The sequence below is a fragment of the Streptomyces sp. CB02959 genome, from assembly GCF_002803155.1.
GTDB lineage: Bacteria > Actinomycetota > Actinomycetes > Streptomycetales > Streptomycetaceae > Streptomyces.
Window position 1 is genome coordinate 361496 of the sequence record NZ_NNBP01000003.1, and the last position, 15979, is coordinate 377474.

Annotated in this window: 17 protein-coding genes; 12 read left to right on the top strand and 5 right to left on the bottom strand. The window is 71.3% G+C overall.

Going from position 1 to position 15979, the window contains the following annotated elements:
• Nucleotides 1–74: 74 nt before the first annotated feature.
• On the bottom strand, nt 75–392 hold the full coding sequence (locus tag CG747_RS07345; RefSeq protein ID WP_100600802.1) for a hypothetical protein: 318 nt from the start codon (nt 390–392) through the stop codon (nt 75–77).
• Between the two features lie 229 nt (nt 393–621).
• On the opposite strand from CG747_RS07345, the gene rpsF reads away from it, so the two are divergent.
• The 4 genes from rpsF to rplI all read left to right on the top strand — a co-directional run bounded on the left by rpsF (nt 622) and on the right by rplI (nt 2420).
• Nucleotides 622–912: a 30S ribosomal protein S6 gene (gene rpsF, locus CG747_RS07350; RefSeq protein WP_018542659.1), complete on the top strand. Its 291-nt coding sequence runs from the start codon at nt 622–624 to the stop codon at nt 910–912.
• Between the two features lie 82 nt (nt 913–994).
• Nucleotides 995–1591, top strand: a complete 597-nt coding sequence (locus CG747_RS07355; protein WP_100600803.1) for a single-stranded DNA-binding protein — start codon at nt 995–997, stop codon at nt 1589–1591.
• 127 nt (nt 1592–1718) lie between these two features.
• Nucleotides 1719–1955 carry a 30S ribosomal protein S18 gene (gene rpsR / locus CG747_RS07360; RefSeq protein WP_003978893.1) on the top strand — a complete coding sequence of 79 codons (237 nt, stop codon included), beginning with the start codon at nt 1719–1721 and terminating at the stop codon, nt 1953–1955.
• An 18-nt stretch (nt 1956–1973) separates the two neighbouring features.
• Complete coding sequence (rplI, locus tag CG747_RS07365) at nt 1974–2420, top strand: 50S ribosomal protein L9 (protein WP_100600804.1); 447 nt, start codon at nt 1974–1976, stop codon at nt 2418–2420.
• A gap of 85 nt (nt 2421–2505) precedes the next feature.
• On the opposite strand, the gene CG747_RS07370 is transcribed toward rplI, so the two are convergent.
• The gene (locus CG747_RS07370) at nt 2506–3324 is read right to left on the bottom strand and encodes a serine protease (protein WP_257980267.1); all 819 of its coding nucleotides are present in this window, start codon (nt 3322–3324) and stop codon (nt 2506–2508) included.
• 89 nt (nt 3325–3413) lie between these two features.
• A complete protein-coding gene (locus CG747_RS07375) occupies nt 3414–4751 on the bottom strand; it encodes an MATE family efflux transporter (protein ID WP_100600806.1) in 1338 nt (445 codons plus the stop codon).
• Nucleotides 4752–5210: 459 nt separating this feature from the next.
• On the opposite strand from CG747_RS07375, the gene dnaB reads away from it, so the two are divergent.
• From dnaB to CG747_RS49170, 8 genes are all read left to right on the top strand, one after another.
• Nucleotides 5211–6689, top strand: a complete 1479-nt coding sequence (gene dnaB, locus CG747_RS07380; protein ID WP_100600807.1) for a replicative DNA helicase — start codon at nt 5211–5213, stop codon at nt 6687–6689.
• A 389-nt stretch (nt 6690–7078) separates the two neighbouring features.
• Nucleotides 7079–7657, top strand: a complete 579-nt coding sequence (locus CG747_RS07385; RefSeq protein WP_100600808.1) for a TetR/AcrR family transcriptional regulator — start codon at nt 7079–7081, stop codon at nt 7655–7657.
• 90 nt (nt 7658–7747) lie between these two features.
• A complete protein-coding gene (locus CG747_RS07390; protein ID WP_100600809.1) occupies nt 7748–8530 on the top strand; it encodes an oxidoreductase in 783 nt (260 codons plus the stop codon).
• A gap of 106 nt (nt 8531–8636) precedes the next feature.
• A complete protein-coding gene (locus CG747_RS07395; protein ID WP_100600810.1) occupies nt 8637–9782 on the top strand; it encodes a MerR family transcriptional regulator in 1146 nt (381 codons plus the stop codon).
• Between the two features lie 100 nt (nt 9783–9882).
• Entirely contained in the window at nt 9883–10575 is a 693-nt protein-coding gene (locus CG747_RS07400; RefSeq protein ID WP_100600811.1) for a hypothetical protein, read from the top strand.
• 410 nt (nt 10576–10985) lie between these two features.
• The gene (locus CG747_RS07405) at nt 10986–12344 is read left to right on the top strand and encodes a serine hydrolase (protein WP_257980283.1); all 1359 of its coding nucleotides are present in this window, start codon (nt 10986–10988) and stop codon (nt 12342–12344) included.
• Between the two features lie 176 nt (nt 12345–12520).
• Entirely contained in the window at nt 12521–13660 is a 1140-nt protein-coding gene (locus CG747_RS07410) for an alanine--glyoxylate aminotransferase family protein (RefSeq protein WP_100600813.1), read from the top strand.
• Nucleotides 13661–14133: 473 nt separating this feature from the next.
• Complete coding sequence (locus tag CG747_RS49170) at nt 14134–14922, top strand: TetR/AcrR family transcriptional regulator (RefSeq protein WP_257980268.1); 789 nt, start codon at nt 14134–14136, stop codon at nt 14920–14922.
• Between the two features lie 15 nt (nt 14923–14937).
• Here the strand turns inward: CG747_RS49170 and CG747_RS07420 are convergent, their stop codons facing one another.
• Both CG747_RS07420 and CG747_RS07425 read right to left on the bottom strand, forming a co-directional pair.
• Nucleotides 14938–15390, bottom strand: a complete 453-nt coding sequence (locus tag CG747_RS07420) for a GNAT family N-acetyltransferase (protein WP_100600815.1) — start codon at nt 15388–15390, stop codon at nt 14938–14940.
• Nucleotides 15391–15481: 91 nt separating this feature from the next.
• Nucleotides 15482–15964 carry a MarR family winged helix-turn-helix transcriptional regulator gene (locus CG747_RS07425; RefSeq protein WP_100600816.1) on the bottom strand — a complete coding sequence of 161 codons (483 nt, stop codon included), beginning with the start codon at nt 15962–15964 and terminating at the stop codon, nt 15482–15484.
• Nucleotides 15965–15979: the final 15 nt, after the last annotated feature.

The window sequence follows — 15979 nt, forward strand, 5'->3', positions numbered from 1 at the left end:
GAAGCCTACTGTGACCGGGGAGCGCCCCGTCTGGGCCGTACGGGACCGGGCCCCGTATGCCGCAGCGCGGTGGGCTAGCCGATCACGCCGCCGAAGAGACCGCCGTGCGCCAGGCCGAGGTAGAAGCCGACGGCGGAGGCACCGAGCCCGATGATCAACAGGAAGCGCTCAGCCGTTGTCGAGGAGATGTACTGGCCCCACAGGCCCGTTCCGATTCCGATCAGGCCCACCCAGGAGCTGACCAGGTGCAGGCCGGGCGAGAAGGCACTGAGGGCGGCAATCGCACCGAGTACCAAGGTCACGACCGCGAGAGTGTTCTCCACGGGATGGGATTGGCCGTCGCTGTTGAGAAGGGCGAGCAGATTCCGTTGGGTCCGTGCTGCCTGTGCCATCCGGCACCTCCACTGACAGGGCGGCGCACTGTAACGCCGCTCACACCCGTTGTGTTCCAGATTGAGGGGTCCGCCGGGCGGATTTCAACCGGAAGCGCGGAGGCAGGTACTCTGTACGGTCTGCGCACATGTCTGCCCGGGTCCTCCGGCGGGCCGGGCGCAGAACGCATCACGACCCTCCTGCCACGGAACGACCGTGGCCGCTGAGTCCAAAGGAGGTGGGTTCACCATGCGTCACTACGAGGTGATGGTCATCCTCGACCCCGATCTGGAGGAGCGCGCTGTCGCCCCCCTGATCGAGAACTTCCTCTCCGTCGTCCGCGAGGGCAACGGAAAGGTCGAGAAGGTCGACACCTGGGGCCGTCGTCGTCTCTCGTACGAGATCAACAAGAAGCCCGAGGGCATCTACTCGGTCATCGACCTGCAGGCCGAGCCTGCGGTCGTCAAGGAGCTCGACCGTCAGATGAACCTGAACGAGTCGGTTCTTCGGACCAAGGTCCTCCGTCCCGAGACCCACTGAGCGCGTACGCGTTCAGCGGTAACCGGGTTCGAGTAGCAGCAACACCAGCAGCCAGCAGCACACCCGCCGAGAGGTTCCCCTAATGGCAGGCGAGACCGTCATCACGGTCGTCGGCAATCTTGTCGACGACCCCGAGCTGCGCTTCACCCCGTCCGGTGCGGCGGTCGCGAAGTTCCGCGTCGCGTCCACTCCCCGCACCTTCGACCGCCAGACCAACGAGTGGAAGGACGGCGAGAGCCTGTTCCTGACCTGCTCGGTGTGGCGTCAGGCGGCGGAGAACGTCGCCGAGTCCCTTACGCGGGGTACCCGCGTGATCGTCCAGGGCCGTCTCAAGCAGCGGTCGTACGAGGATCGCGAGGGCGTGAAGCGCACGGTCTACGAGCTCGACGTCGAGGAAGTGGGCGCGAGCCTGCGCAACGCCACGGCGAAGGTCACCAAGACCAGCGGTCGTGGTGGCCAGGGCGGCGGCTTCGGCGGCGGCCAGGGCGGCGGTCAGGGCGGTGGCCAGGGTGGCGGCGGCTGGGGCGGTGGCCCCGGCGGCGGTCAGCAGGGCGGCGGCGCTCCGGCCGACGACCCGTGGGCGACCGGTGGTCCTTCTGGCGGCGGTCAGCAGGGCGGTGGCGGCGGTGGCTGGGGCGGCGGCTCCGGCGGCGGCTACTCGGACGAGCCGCCCTTCTAGGCCCGGGCGACGCGTTCATTCGTCGGTGTTTCACGTGAAACGGCCAGTTTCACGTGAAACGAGGCGGAGAACGGCCTGGGGCCTGAGGGCGTCAGCACACACTTCTTGAACTCACTGGAGAGAGACAATGGCGAAGCCGCCTGCTCGCAAGCCTAAGAAGAAGGTTTGCGTGTTCTGCAAGGAGAAGATCTCCTACGTCGACTACAAGGACACGAACCTGCTGCGGAAGTTCATCTCCGACCGCGGCAAGATCCGTGCCCGCCGGGTCACCGGCAACTGCACTCAGCACCAGCGTGACGTCGCCACGGCCGTGAAGAACAGCCGTGAGATGGCGCTGCTGCCCTACACGTCCACCGCGCGATAAGGGAAGGGTGACCGACAAATGAAGATCATCCTCACCCACGAGGTCTCCGGCCTCGGCACCGCCGGTGACGTTGTTGACGTCAAGGACGGGTACGCCCGTAACTACCTGGTTCCGCGTGGTTTCGCGATCCGCTGGACCAAGGGTGGCGAGAAGGACGTCGCGCAGATCCGTCGCGGTCGCAAGATCCGCGAGATCGCCACGATCGAGCAGGCCAACGAGGTCAAGGCTCAGCTTGAGGGCGTCAACGTGAAGCTGGCCGTTCGCGCCGGCGACGCGGGCCGCCTGTTCGGCTCCGTCACCCCGGCCGACGTCGCTTCGGCGATCAAGGCTGCCGGTGGTCCGGACGTCGACAAGCGCCGCGTGGAGCTCGGTTCGCCGATCAAGACCCTGGGCGCGCACCAGGTCTCGGTGCGTCTGCACGCCGAGGTCGTCGCGAAGCTCGGCGTCGAGGTCATCGCCGCCTGAGCGCAGTTCGCAGCAGAGCGCTGAAGGGCCGTACCCCGCCACGGGGTACGGCCCTTTGCGTTGAGCGGGAGGTGCGGCGCGGGGGTCAGTCCTCGTCCTGGGCATGCTCGTAGAGATTGGCGACGTCCTCGTCGAAGTACGCGGCGTAGGAGACGTCGTCCTGGTCGCCGCCGCCCTCGTGGCCGCCGAGGACGCCGATGACCGTGCCCGTGTGGCTCTTGGGGTCGTAGTCGGCCAGCCACGGGCTGCCGCTGGTGCCGCCCTCGAAGTCGGTGCACTGGATGCGCATCTGGTTGTCGCTGAACTTCGTGGTGCGGTTCTGGCAGGAGATCGGGGTGTCCCGGCTGGTCGGATAGCCGGTGATCTTGACTTCGTTGTCGAAGCCGCGGTCGATGCCGAGGGTGTTGCCCCCGAGGACGTCCTGGATCTCCTTGCCGTCCTTGGTGTCGAGGGTGAGGAAGGCGACGTCGAGGTCCTCGTCCTGCGACTTGGCCCAGCGGTCGTCGACCACGACCTTGCTGACCTTCCACAGGCCGGTGGGCTCGTCGCCGTTGCGGTAGTCGGGCGCGAAGACCAGGTCGTCCACCGGCTTCCCGGTGTCGACGTCGAAGGCGCAGTGGGCCGCGGTGATCAGCATGTTCCGGCCCGGGCTCTGCACCACGCTGGCGGTGCAGAAGTGGGAGCCGTGATCGTCCTTCTCGAAGACCGCGCCGATCCGGCCGTTCTCCTCGGTCCTGCGCGGGGTGTAGGCGTTGCCGTCCTTGGGCGGGGCGGTGGCCGAGGGGTCCTGGTCCTGGGGCGCCTGGCCGGGCGCGCCGGACTTGCCGTAACCGGTGTGGCCGCCGGTGGCTCTGGTCGGGTGGGTCTCCTCCGCCGCGTAGCCCACCACTGCGGCTGCCCCCACGATGACTAGCGTCAGGGGCAGGACGGATTTCCTGGCAAGCGAGCGCACAAGGTCATTATCTGCACGGGTCCGGGATTCGGGGAGGTTCTTCACCGGGAGGCCCCGGTCACAATCCACCGGCCGGAGCGGGCACGCAGCCACAGCGTCAGCATCCGGACGGTCATCATCAGGGCCATCGCCCACCACAGGGCGACCAGGCCGCCGCCCAGGGCGGGGACGGCCAGGGCCGCCGGGGCGAACACCGCCAGCGTCACGACCATCGCTCCGGCGAGATAGGGCCCGTCGCCCGCCCCCATGAGGACCCCGTCGAGAATGAAGACGATGCCGGCGACCGGCTGGGTGACCGCGACGACCAGGAGAGTGGTGAGCAGGGGCGTCCGGACGGCGGGGTCGGTGGTGAAGAGGGGGATGAACAGCGGCCGGGCGAGCACCACCAGCACGCCGAGGACGATGCCGGAGGCGATGCCCCACTGGACCATCCGGCGGCAGGCGGCACTGGCGCCGGCTCGGTCTCCGGCGCCGAGGTACCGTCCGATGATGGCCTGGCCGGCGATGGCGATCGCGTCCAGCGCGAAGGCCAGGAGCTGCCAGAGGGACAGGACGATCTGGTGGGCGGCGATCTCGGCGTCGCCGAGCCGGGCGGCGACCGCGGTGGCGATCATCAGCACCGCACGCAGCGAGAGCGTGCGGATCAGCAGTGGGACGCCGGCCTGGGCGCAGGCGCGGATCCCGGCGGCGTCCGGGCGCAATGAGGCACCATGGCGGCGGGCGCCGCGGACCACCGTGGTGAGGTAGACCGCGGCCATACCGCACTGGGCGATGACGGTGCCCCAGGCGGAACCGGCGATGCCGAGCCCGGCGAGGTAGACCAGTCCGACGTTGAGGGCGGCGTTGGCGGTGAAGCCGCCGATGGCGACGTACAGCGGAGTCCTGGTGTCCTGGAGGCCGCGGAGGACTCCGGTGGCGGCCAGGACGACCAGCATCGCGGGGATGCCGAGCGCGCTGATGCGGAGGTAGGTCGTGGCGTACGGGGCGGCGGCCGGGGAGGCGCCGAAGGCCTCGACGAGCCAGGGTGCGGTGGGCAGGACGGCGACGATGACGGCCGCGCCGAGGAGCAGGGCGAGCCAGATGCCGTCCATGCCCTGGCGTATCGCGGAGGAGAGGTCGCCGGCTCCGACCCGGCGGGCGACCGCGGCGGTGGTGGCGTAGGCGAGGAAGACGAAGACGGAGACGGCGGTTGTGAGGAGGGCGGCGGCGACACCGAGGCCGGCGAGTTGGCGGGTGCCGAGGTGGCCGATGACGGCGCTGTCGACCATGACGAACAGCGGTTCCGCGACCAGGGCGCCGAAGGCGGGCAGCGCCAGCGCGATGATCTCGCGGTCATGGTGGCGGAGGGCGCGCCGTGGTGTCGCGGGGGCCTGTGTCATGAGGGGCAATCTAATCGTCCACAGGTAAGAGATGCAACTGCCCTGCACTCCTTACTTTCCGCTGTGCGGAGGTGGCTTCTGTGTGCGGTTTGCGGCGATCATGAACAGGTTGCCGAAGTTTTTCTCCCCCACAGCCTATGGATGAGAAAAGCGCAGGTCAGAGGGGTGGGGATGGCGTGATTGTGTGCTTGTCCACAGAAGTTTCCCCCGGCCCGTGCACAGGATCCGGGGAGTTCTCCACAGCTATGGGGCGGTCATCCACACGGCCTGTGGATAACCAGATTGGCGGACGGTGCTCGCGGGCCTACCGTGGTCCGGCACCCGCCGCCTGTTCCGGCCATGAGACCTGTCCGAACTCGACGCGCCGTAACCGGAGTCGGGCGTCTCGATTGTCAGCGCTGTGCCGTAAGAAAGAACCGCACAGCAAGGTCCGCCTCGCGGACGGGAGGAGGTGCCGGGGTGAGCATTCCCGAGCCCATGGACGACCCCTGGGCGGACTCCGGTCCCAGCGACCTGCTGCCGGCCGCCCGCTCCCGCCGGAGCGACGGCAAGGGCCGGGGCCGGGGCGACCGTACGGAGCGCGACGACGAGGGCGGCGGCTCCTGGGCCGGCGGCTTCGAGCGGGTCCCGCCGCAGGACCTCGATGCCGAGCAGTCCGTGCTCGGCGGCATGCTGCTGTCCAAGGACGCCATCGCGGACGTCGTCGAGGTCCTCAAGGGCGACGACTTCTACCGTCCCGCCCACGAGCTGATCTTCCAGGCGATCCTCGACCTGTACGCCAAGGGCGAGCCGGCCGACCCGATCACCATCGCGGCGGAGCTCACCAAGCGCGGTGAGATCGGCCGGGTCGGCGGCGCCTCGTATCTGCACACCCTGGTCCAGTCGGTACCGACCGCCGCCAACGCCGAGTACTACGCCGAGATCGTCCATGAGCGGGCCGTGCTGCGCCGCCTCGTCGAGGCCGGCACGCGGATCACGCAGATGGGATACGCGGCGGACGGCGACGTCGACGAGATCGTCAACAAGGCCCAGGCGGAGATCTACGCCGTCACCGAGCAGCGGACCAGCGAGGACTATCTGCCGCTCGGCGACATCATGGAGGGCGCGCTCGACGAGATCGAGGCGATCGGCTCGCGGCAGGGCCAGATGACCGGTGTGCCGACGGGCTTCACCGACCTCGACGCACTGACCAACGGCCTGCACCCGGGCCAGATGATCGTCATCGCGGCCCGTCCGGCCATGGGTAAGTCGACGCTCGCGCTGGACTTCGCGCGGGCCTGCTCGATCAAGAACAACCTGCCGAGCGTGATCTTCTCGCTGGAAATGGGGCGCAACGAGATCGCGATGCGTCTGCTGTCCGCCGAGGCCCGGGTGGCGCTGCACCACATGCGTTCGGGCAGCATGACGGACGACGACTGGACGCGGCTGGCGCGCCGGATGCCGGACGTCTCGGCCGCGCCCCTCTACATCGACGATTCGCCGAACCTCTCGATGATGGAGATCCGCGCCAAGTGCCGGCGGCTGAAGCAGCGCAACGAGCTGAAGCTGGTGGTCATCGACTATCTCCAGCTGATGCAGTCCGGCGGTTCCAAGCGGGCCGAGAGCCGTCAGCAGGAGGTCTCGGACATGTCCCGAAACCTCAAGCTGCTGGCCAAGGAGCTGGAGCTGCCGGTCATCGCGCTCTCGCAGCTGAACCGTGGGCCCGAGCAGCGTACGGACAAGAAGCCGATGGTCTCGGACCTGCGTGAATCCGGTTCCATCGAGCAGGACGCCGACATGGTCATCCTGCTGCACCGCGAGGACGCCTACGAGAAGGAATCGCCACGGGCCGGTGAGGCCGACCTGATCGTGGCGAAGCACCGTAACGGCCCCACCGCGACGATCACTGTGGCCTTCCAGGGCCACTACTCACGCTTCGTGGACATGGCGCAGACCTGAGCCGGTGGCCGGCCGGGTCTCGAATTCCGGGTCGGAATCTCCCGGTCGGTGTCGGATCCAAGGCGGATCCGGCTCCGAGTCGAGATTCGCAGATCGCCGCCGGCCGACCTCTCGGCCCCACGGAAGCTTCTTGGCATCATCGCGACATGCCCCCGACCCTTCCCCGCACTGTCCGGGCCGTCGACGCCGCTGCCGATGCAGGTGCGTGACGCCCTCGGGCAGGGGTGCGGGCTGCTGGGCAGTCTGAGGAAATGACACGTCCCTGAGGCAGCATCTCGGCGACGCGACCTGAGGCGACCTGAGGAACCGCAGGTCGCAGCATTGCCGCCGGGCAGTGGAGTCGGGGCTTTCTGGACCTGTAGGTCAAGAAAACTGTTACAGTGCTGCGCATGGGAAGGCCGAAGCAGTTCGATCCGGACGCCGCCGTCGAGCAGGCCATGCAGGTGTTCTGGCGCAAGGGGTACGCCGCCACGACGCCGCAGGACCTCGTGGATGCGCTCGGTATCGGCAAGGGCAGTCTCTACAACACCTTCGGCAGCAAGCACGGGCTGTTCGAGCGGGCACTGGTCCGCTACCGGGACAGTCAGGCGCAGGCCCTGGTCGAGATGGTGGAGGGCACCGGGCCGGTGAAGGACCGGTTGCGCGATGTGTTGCGCCTCCTGGTGGAGATGGACCTCGCCGATCCGGACCGCCGTGGCTGCCTGGCCGTCAATGCCGCGGCGGAGCTCGCGGGGGCGGATGAGACCGCGACCGAGCTGGTGCGGCGGATGTTCGACCGGACCGAGCAGGCGTTCCGCGCACTGATCGAGGAGGGGCAGCGGGCCGGGGAGATCGCGCCCGGCCGCGATGCGCGGGCGATGGGGAGCATGTTGCTGTCCACGGTCGTCGGGCTCCGGCTGTTGGCCCGGGTTGCCGAGGGGCCGGAGCGGCTCTCCATGGTGATCGACGCGACGATCGACAGCCTCTGACCTGCTGGGATCTCCCAGGTTGGACGGTGGATCACTGCTGCCCAAATTTTGTACCTAAAGTTCAAGAACTTGATTCGGGATCGGAGTGCCATGCAGCTCAACCTCACCGACAAGACCGCCGTGGTCACCGGCGCCAGCCGCGGGATCGGTCTGGCCACCGTCCGCACGTTGATCGACGAGGGCGTACGGGTCGTCGGGGCGGCCCGCACCATCACCCCGGAACTCAAGGAGACCGGTGCCTTCGCGGTCTCCGCCGACCTGGGCACCGCCGACGGCGTGGCCGCCCTGATGGACAGCGCCTTCGCGGAGCTGGGCGGTATCGACCTGCTGGTGAACAACGTCGGCGGCGGGGACGCCGTGGAGCTCGCCGGGTTCCTGGACACCGACGATGCCCAGTGGGGCGCCGTCTTCGACCTCAACCTGCTGAGCGCGGTCCGCGCCAGCCGGGCCGCGCTGCCCAGCCTGATCGAGCGCCGCGGCGCAATCGTCAACGTGTCGTCCATCAACTCCCGGCTGCCCGCCGCCGGCCCGGTCGCCTACAGCGCGGCCAAGGCGGCCCTGGCCGCCCTCGGGAAGTCGCTGGCCGAGGAGTTCGGGCCGCGGGGGGTACGCGTCAACACCGTCTCGCCCGGCATCGTCCGGACCGCCCTCTGGGAGGACCCGGAGGGCTTCGGCGGCAAGGTGGCGGCGAGCGCCGGGGCGGAGCACGCGGCGTTCCTCCAGCAGATCCCGCAGGCGTTCGGCATCACCAGCGGGCGGATCACCGAACCGCGGGAGGTGGCGTCCCTGATCGCCTTCCTCCTCTCCGACGTGGCCGGGAACATCACGGGTGCGGACTACGTGATCGACGGCGGCACGGTCAAGACGCTCTGAAGCGGTGGTCCGGTGGTCCGGTGGTCCGGTGGGCGGGCCGGGTGCGGCCGACCGCCCCGGCGGACGGTTTGACCTTCAAGCTGGTCGAAGTCCGAGAATCGCGGCCATGGACGACGACGGGGAACTCCTGAGCATCGGCGCGTTCGCCCGGCGGGCGGGGCTGACACCGAGCGCGCTGCGCTTCTACGACGACTGCGGGGTGCTGCGGCCGGACCGGGTGGACGCCGCCACGGGGTACCGGCGCTATGGGACCGGGCAGGTGGCGCGGGCGGTACGGCTGCGCCACCTGCGGGCCGCGGGGCTGCCGTTGGTGGACGTCGGGACCGTGCTCGACGGCCCCGAGGACGTGGCCCGCAATGTGCTGCGGGCCCACTTGGAGCGGACCCGGCGGGCGGCGGACGAGGCACGGGCCGCGGTGGAGGGCTTTCTGCGGGAGGCATCCGGGGAACCGGCGTACCGCGGCGGCACCGCGTGGGCGCGGGTGGACGGACCGGAACTCGCCAGTGCGGTACGGCAGGTGGCGCCCGCGGCGGCGGTCGGTGCGACGGCCCGGGAGCACCCGGTGCTGGGGTGCGTACTGCTCGAACTCGTCGACGGGGAAGTGCGGTTGGCGGCCACTGACCGCTACCGGCTTGCGGTGCGGGTGCTGCGGCCGGAGGTCTGCGCGGGCGGTCCGCGGCGGGTGCTGCTCGCGGCGGACACCGCACGCCGGATGGCGGAGTGGGCGGTGCGACGGCCGGCGGTCGCGGTGGAGTTCCCGGCCGGGGCGGACGCCTCGGGTGTCGCGCGGGTGCGGCTGCGGAGCGGGGAGGAGTGCTGGGACGCGGGCGCGCAGGGCGACGGGACTGCCGGAGTGGGCGAGCCGGGGGAGTTTCCGGACTACCGGCTGATGCTGGCGGGGCTGGCGGTCGTGCGGCACCGGGTGATCGTGGATCGGGTCGGGCTGCGGGACGCGGTGGCGGACCGGGGCGGCGTGGTGGCTTCGCTGGCGGTCGGGACGGCGGCGGACGGCACCGCGGAAGGGGTGCTGGAGGTGTCGGGCGGGGAGGCCGGACCCGTGCGGCTGGGGGCGGTGTGTACCGGTCCCGGGCTGCGGATCGCCTTTGACCCGGCGGTCCTGGTGCCGGTGCTGGAGGCCGGGGTGGGGCCCGATGTGCTGCTGGAGATCGCGGGGGCGGACCAGCCGGTCGTCGTCCGCTCGGCGGACCAGGGGAGTTTCACGACGGTGGTGATGCCGGTGCGGGGGCACTGACGGAGGCGGCCGAGAGCGGTGGCCGGAGCGGCACAGCGCGGAAGCGGTACGGAGGCCCGGAGGGCGGGCGCGATCGATGGCTGAGGGAGGAAGCGGGCGGATGGATCCGGAACTGCCGGTGGTGCGGCTGTGCGTGGCCGGTATGCAGGCCGAGGCGGAGGGACGTGCCGAGAAGGCGCGGGAACTCTTCCAGCAGGCGTGGGACGGGGCCCGCGACGACTACGAGGCGTGCGTCGCCGCGCACTATCTCGCGCGGCACCAGAGCTCGCCCGCGGAGACGCTGCGCTGGAATCAGGAGTGCCTGGACCGGGCCGACCTGGTCGGGGACGAACGGGTGCAGGGCTTCTATCCGTCGCTGTACGTGAACCTGGGGAACGCGTACCGGGAACTCGGCCGAGCCGCTTCCGCCCACCGGTACTTCGTGCTGGCGGCGGAGCGGGTGGCCGAGGCGCCCGAGGGGCAGTACGGCGACTGGAACCGGTTCGCGATCGCGGAGGGGCTGCGGGACACCGCGGCCGCGGCGGCCGCCGAAGGGGATGAGGGAGCCGCGGTGCGAGGGCGTGTCGGTGAGAGCGTCGAGGGGCCGGTGCGGGAGCTGTTCGCGGGGTGGTGCGAACGGGGCGACCTCAAGGCGCTGGCGCTGACGCTTCCGGCGTATCTGGGGTACCTCGGGACGGACGAGGACCGGGTGCGCCTGCGGAGTGCGCTGCACATGGTGCATGCGGCGCGCTGGCTTCCTGAGGACGAGCAGGCCGCGGTGGAGCGGGCGCTGGGGGTAATGGCCATGCCGTGACGGGGCTTGGGTGTGCCGATGTTTCACGTGAAACGACGGGCTGGCACAGGGTGTTGTTTCACGTGAAACGACGCGCAGAGGCGGGTCCCGTTGTTTCACGTGAAACCGCGCCCGGCGGCGATGGCGAGTCTTGGCGGGCCAGGCGAAGCGCCTCGGTGGCCGTTTCACGTGAAACACGGAGGCGCCGGTGGCGGCGGCCGGGGCAGGATGGCGGCGCGGTGGGTGGTCGCTCGCCGCTGCCATGGGCCGGCTGAGCTGGTTCCGCCGGGTGGGAAGTCGCGTTGAGGAGCGTCATGACGGTCGTGGAGTCCGCGCAGTCGCAAGAGCCCGAGTCGAGCGAGGGCGGGGCGCGAGAGGTGGTCCCGCGCGGTGGCGCCGCCGTCGATTCCGGCGAGGAACGTGGGGAGTTGATGCCGCAGACGCGTCGGGCGTTGCTGCGGCGGCTGGCGATCGCGCAGGCCGAGGGGCGGGCACCGTCGATGATGGGCGCGGTCGTCCGCGGCGGCGAGGTGGTCTGGACGGGGGCCCGGAGTTCGGTGGACGGGGAGGTGCCGCACGGTGATGTGCAGTACCGGATCGGCTCGCTGACCAAGAACTTCGTGGCCGTGCTGGTGCTTCGGCTCCGGGACGAGGGGCTGCTGAAGCTGGACGATCCCATCGGGGCCCACCTGAAAGACGTCCCGGTGCCCGAGGTGACCATCGCCCAACTCCTTTCGCACAGTGCGGGGTTGCCGGCCGAGTCCCGTGGGCCGTGGTGGGAGCGGACCGCCGGCGAGCTGCGGCCCGAGCCGGCCGATCTCTTCGGCGAGCAGCCGCGGCTGCACCCGGCGGGGCGGCGGCACCACTACTCCAACCCCGGCTTTGCGGTGCTCGGGGCGCTGGTCGAGCGGCTGCGGGACGGGGTGCCGTGGGGCGAGGTACTGCGGCGCGAGGTGCTGGAGCCGCTGGGCATGGCCCGGACGACGGTGCAGCCGGAGATGCCGCATGCGGGCGGCTGGGCGGTCCATCCCTGGGCCGATGTGATGCTGCCGGAACCCGCGCACGACACCGGGCTGATGGGCCCGGCGGGGCAGCTGTGGTCCACGACGGAGGACCTGTGCCGCTGGGCGGTGTTCCTGCTGCGGGGTGACGAGCGGGTGCTGAGCGGGGCGAGCCTGACCGAGATGCAGACCCCCGCGGTGCCGCCGGAGGGCGACGGCTGGGACGCGGGCTACGGCCTGGGGACACAGCTCGTCTGGCGGGGCGGCCGCGGACTGATCGGCCACACCGGGTCGATGCCCGGGTTCCTGGCCGTGCTGTGGGTCGATCCGGCGGAGGACACGGCCGCGCTCGCGCTGGCGAACTGCACCTCCGGAGTCCCGATCGGCGCGGTGGCGGCCGACTTCCTGGAGATCCTGGCCTACCACGAGCCGCGGATCCCGGAGCCGTGGCGGCCGCTTCCGGGAGCGGTGGACGAGGATCTGCTGGCCCTGACCGGGCCCTGGTACTGGGGCGCGAGCCCGTTCGCCTTGCGGCTGACGTGCGCGCGGGGGCTGGAACTGGTCTCGCTGTCCGGCAACGGCCGCACCTCGCGCTTCCAGACCGAGGCCGATGGCACCTGGACCGGGCTGGACGGCTACTACGCGGGCGAGACGCTGCGGGTGGGGCGGGCACCGGACGGTACGGTCACCCACCTCGACCTGGGGACTTTCGTCTTCACCCGAGGGCCCTACGAGCCCGCCGGGCCGGTGCCCGGCGGAGTGGACCCCGAGGGCTGGCGGGGAGTCTGACCGGGGTGTGACGTACGGAAGCGGGGGCCCGGGTGGGCCGGTCCCCCGCGGCGGGCGGGCCGAGGCCAGGGCGAGTGCTCGGGCCCGTCCGGCGGGGGTGTTGCGGGCGGACGTACAGTCGAGCGAGATGTCAGGAGCCGCCGCTGTGCGCGGCTCGCTACCGCTGGAAGGCCACTGTGACTGCCGTGACTGCGAACGCCGACACCCCGGTTCTGCTCGACCTGCCTCCGCTCGACGCCGCCCGTTTCGCGCGGATCGAGGACAAGGTCGCGGCGCTGATGCGCACCCGCTGCGATGTCGTCGCGACGCAGGGCGAGGCGCTGCTGCCCCTGGAGGCGTGCATCCGCTCGGCGGTCCGGCCCGGCAGTACCGCCCTCAACATCATCACCGGCCCCTACGGCGAGACGTTCGGTGGCTGGCTGCGTTCCTGCGGCGCCGAGGTGGTCACCATCAGCGCGCCGTTCACCGGCGCGGTCACGCCCGAGCAGGTGGCGGACGCGCTGCGGGAGCACCCCGAGATCGACTTCGTGAGCCTGGTGCATGCCGAGGCGGCGACCGGCAACACCAACCCCGTCGCCGAGATCGGCGCAGTAGTGCGTGAGCACGGGGCGCTGCTGATGCTCGACGCGGTCGCCTCGGTGGGCGCCGAGCCGCTGCTCACCGACGAGTGGGGAGTGGACCTGTGCGTCATCGGCGGCCAGAAGGCGCTGGCCGGCCCGGCCGGGGTCTCCGCGGTGTCCGTCAGCGCCCGCGCCTGGGAGCGCATCGCCGCCAATGAGCAGGCGCCGCGTCGTTCGTACCTCTCGCTGCTGGACTGGAAGGAGCGCTGGATCGACGCCGGGCGCACCGCCCTTCCGCACGCCCCGGCACAGCTGGAGATGCTGGCGCTGGAGCAGGCCGTGGACCGGATCGAGGTGGAGGGGCTGGAGGCGGTCATCGCCCGCCACCGGGCGGCCGCCGCGGCGGTTCGGGCGGGTGTCGCGGTGCTCGGCGGCCCGGTGCCGTATGTGATCAGGGACGAGCACGCGGCGCCTGCCGCCACCACGCTCCGCGCGCCGGCGGGGGTGGATGCCCGTGAGGTGGTGTCCGCCGCGCTCTCCGCCGACGGTGCGGTTCCGGTGCAGGCCGCCGCCGGTGCCCTGTCGGCGGAGATGATCAGGGTGAACCACTACGGGCGGGCCGCGGACCGCGCGGTGGTGCTGGCCTCACTGGCGGCGCTGGCCACCGGCCTGCGGGCGCTGGGCGTGCCGGTCGACGAGGACGCCGCCGCCGCGGCGGCCGGTGCGGCATGGGACGAGGTCGTCGCCGCGGTCTGAGCCGTGCGGGTGCGCTGACCCGTCGGAGGCGCCCTCAGCAGTTGGACGTGCTCTCGACAGAGGCGCCAGGGGTGTGGTCTGTTTCACGTGAAACAGACCACACCCTTTTTTGCTGCCCGGTGCCCGGTGCCCGGTGCCCGCTGCCCGCTGCCCGGTGCCGACTGCCAGGCGCGCCAAGTGCCAAGTGCCAAGTGCCGTTGTCCCGGGGGGCTCGTCCCGCCCCCGGTGCCACCTTCTCCGCCCAGCTTCTTCGCCTCCCCCTCTCCATCCCCGGGCTCGTTCCCTGTCCCACCCCGTCCCCTCGGCTCCCACCCCGCCCCCTCGGCTCCGGGCCCCTCCCCTCGGCCCCGTGTGGCGACCCGTACGCATGTTTCAAAGCCCTCGTAGAATCGGAACGGTCGGCCCGGTTGTTCTCCGGGTGTGGAACGTGGAGGAGCTCGGTGGTCTCAGGAGGGGTGCGGAGGGCGGACGGCGTGCCGGCGGCCACTCGCGCGGATGCCCGGCGGAATCGTGCGCTGGTGCTCCAGGCGGCCCGATTCGCCTTTGCGGAACGGGGGTTGGAGGTCCCGCTCGATGAGATCGCGCGGCGTGCCGGGGTCGGCGCGGGGACTGTGTACCGCCATTTCCCGTCCAAGGAAGTCCTGTTCAGGGCGGCGGTCAGGGACCGGTTGCGGCTGTTCGCCGATACCGCGGGGGACTTGGCCGAGGCGGACGACCCGGGCGGGGTGTTCTTCCGCTTCCTGGCGTCGGTGGTGCGGCTGTCCGTCCCCGATCGGGCGGTGTGCGAGGCGCTGGAGGCGGCCGGTGAGCCCGGTCCGGTGCCGTCGGCAGAGGGGTCGGCGGGGCCGGAGCTGGAGTTCCTGCCGGCGCTCGGCGTCCTGCTGGCCAGGGCCCAACAGGCAGGCGCGGTAAGGGTGGACGTCGATCTGGCGGACGTCCGCACGCTGCTGATCGGATGTCTGGCGATGGAGCGCCGGCGGTCGGTCGTCCCGGGCCCGGTGGGGGCGGACGCGGGGGCGGGCGCGGAGCCCGGCGCGGCGCCGGTGGGCCGGATGACGGCGCTGATGCTCGATGGGCTCCGTGCCGACCGGACCGTAACGGAACTGCCGGTCGCAGGGCCGATCCGTGACGAAACCAGGTGTGCGGTGTGCGGTGCGGCGCTCGCGGCGGCGCGCACCGGGCGGCCCGCGCGGTACTGCGGCGGGGCCTGCCGGCAGAAGGCCCACCGGGCGCGCCGTACCGCTCCCCCGGACCGCCGCTGACTGCCTCCCGCCCCGTCAGAGCTGGCGCTTGAAGCCCAGGTGGGAGGCCTCGAAGCCGAGGCGCTCGTAGAAGCGGTGCGCGTCGACGCGGGTGGCGTCGGAGGTGAGCTGGACGAGCTGGCAGCCGAGCTTCCGGGATTCCGCGATCGCCCATTCGATGAGCTCGGTGCCCAGGCCGGCGCCGCGCTCGTCGGCGTGGATCCGTACGGCTTCGACGATCGTGCGGGTGGCGCCGCGCCGGGAGAGGCCGGGGATCACCGTGAGCTGGAGCGTGCCGACGACGTTGCCGCCCCGGTCGGCGACGATCAGGTGCTGGTGCGGGTCGGCGTCCAGGATGGCGAACGCGGCGCGGTAGGGCGTCAGGTCGTCGGGGGATTCGCGGGTGGCGCCCAGGGGGTCGTCGGCGAGCATCGCGACGATCGCGGGCAGGTCGGCCTCGGTGGCGCGGCGTATCTCAAGGTCGCTCATGGGCGCGACTTTATGCCGCGGGCCCGGGGAGGCCCAGGGAGACCGGTCGGTCCGTCCGGTCTCCCTGAGTGGAATGCGCCGGTCCGACCCGTTAGGCGGAGGTGCCCAGCGTCTCGACGGCCGTTACCAGCGGCGCCAGCTCGGGTCGCTTGGCGGCGTCCTGGAGGGCCTCGCGCAGCGCGGTGTCATGGGCGGGCCGGGCCTCTTCGAGGAGGCGCAGCCCGTCGGGCGTGACGTTGGTGTAGATGCCGCGCCGGTCGTCGCGGCACAGGTAGCGCGAGAGCAGCCCGCGCTCCTCGAGCCGGGTGACCAGGCGGGTGGTGGCGCTCTGGCTGAGCACGACCGAGTCGGCGACCTGGTGCATCCGGAGGTGCCCGCCGGGCCCGTCGTGCTGCTGGCTGAGCACGTTGAGGACCGAGAACTCCCGGACGCTGAGGTCGTGCCGGGCCTGGAGGGCGCGCTCGATGTGCGACTCGATGCGGCCGTGCAGGGAGGAGAGCGCGCACCATCCCTGGGCGAGGCCCCCGGTGACCGCTTCCTGCGCCGTGGCCGTGTCCCGCGTCCGCTGCGTCATCGCAGACCTCCTCAT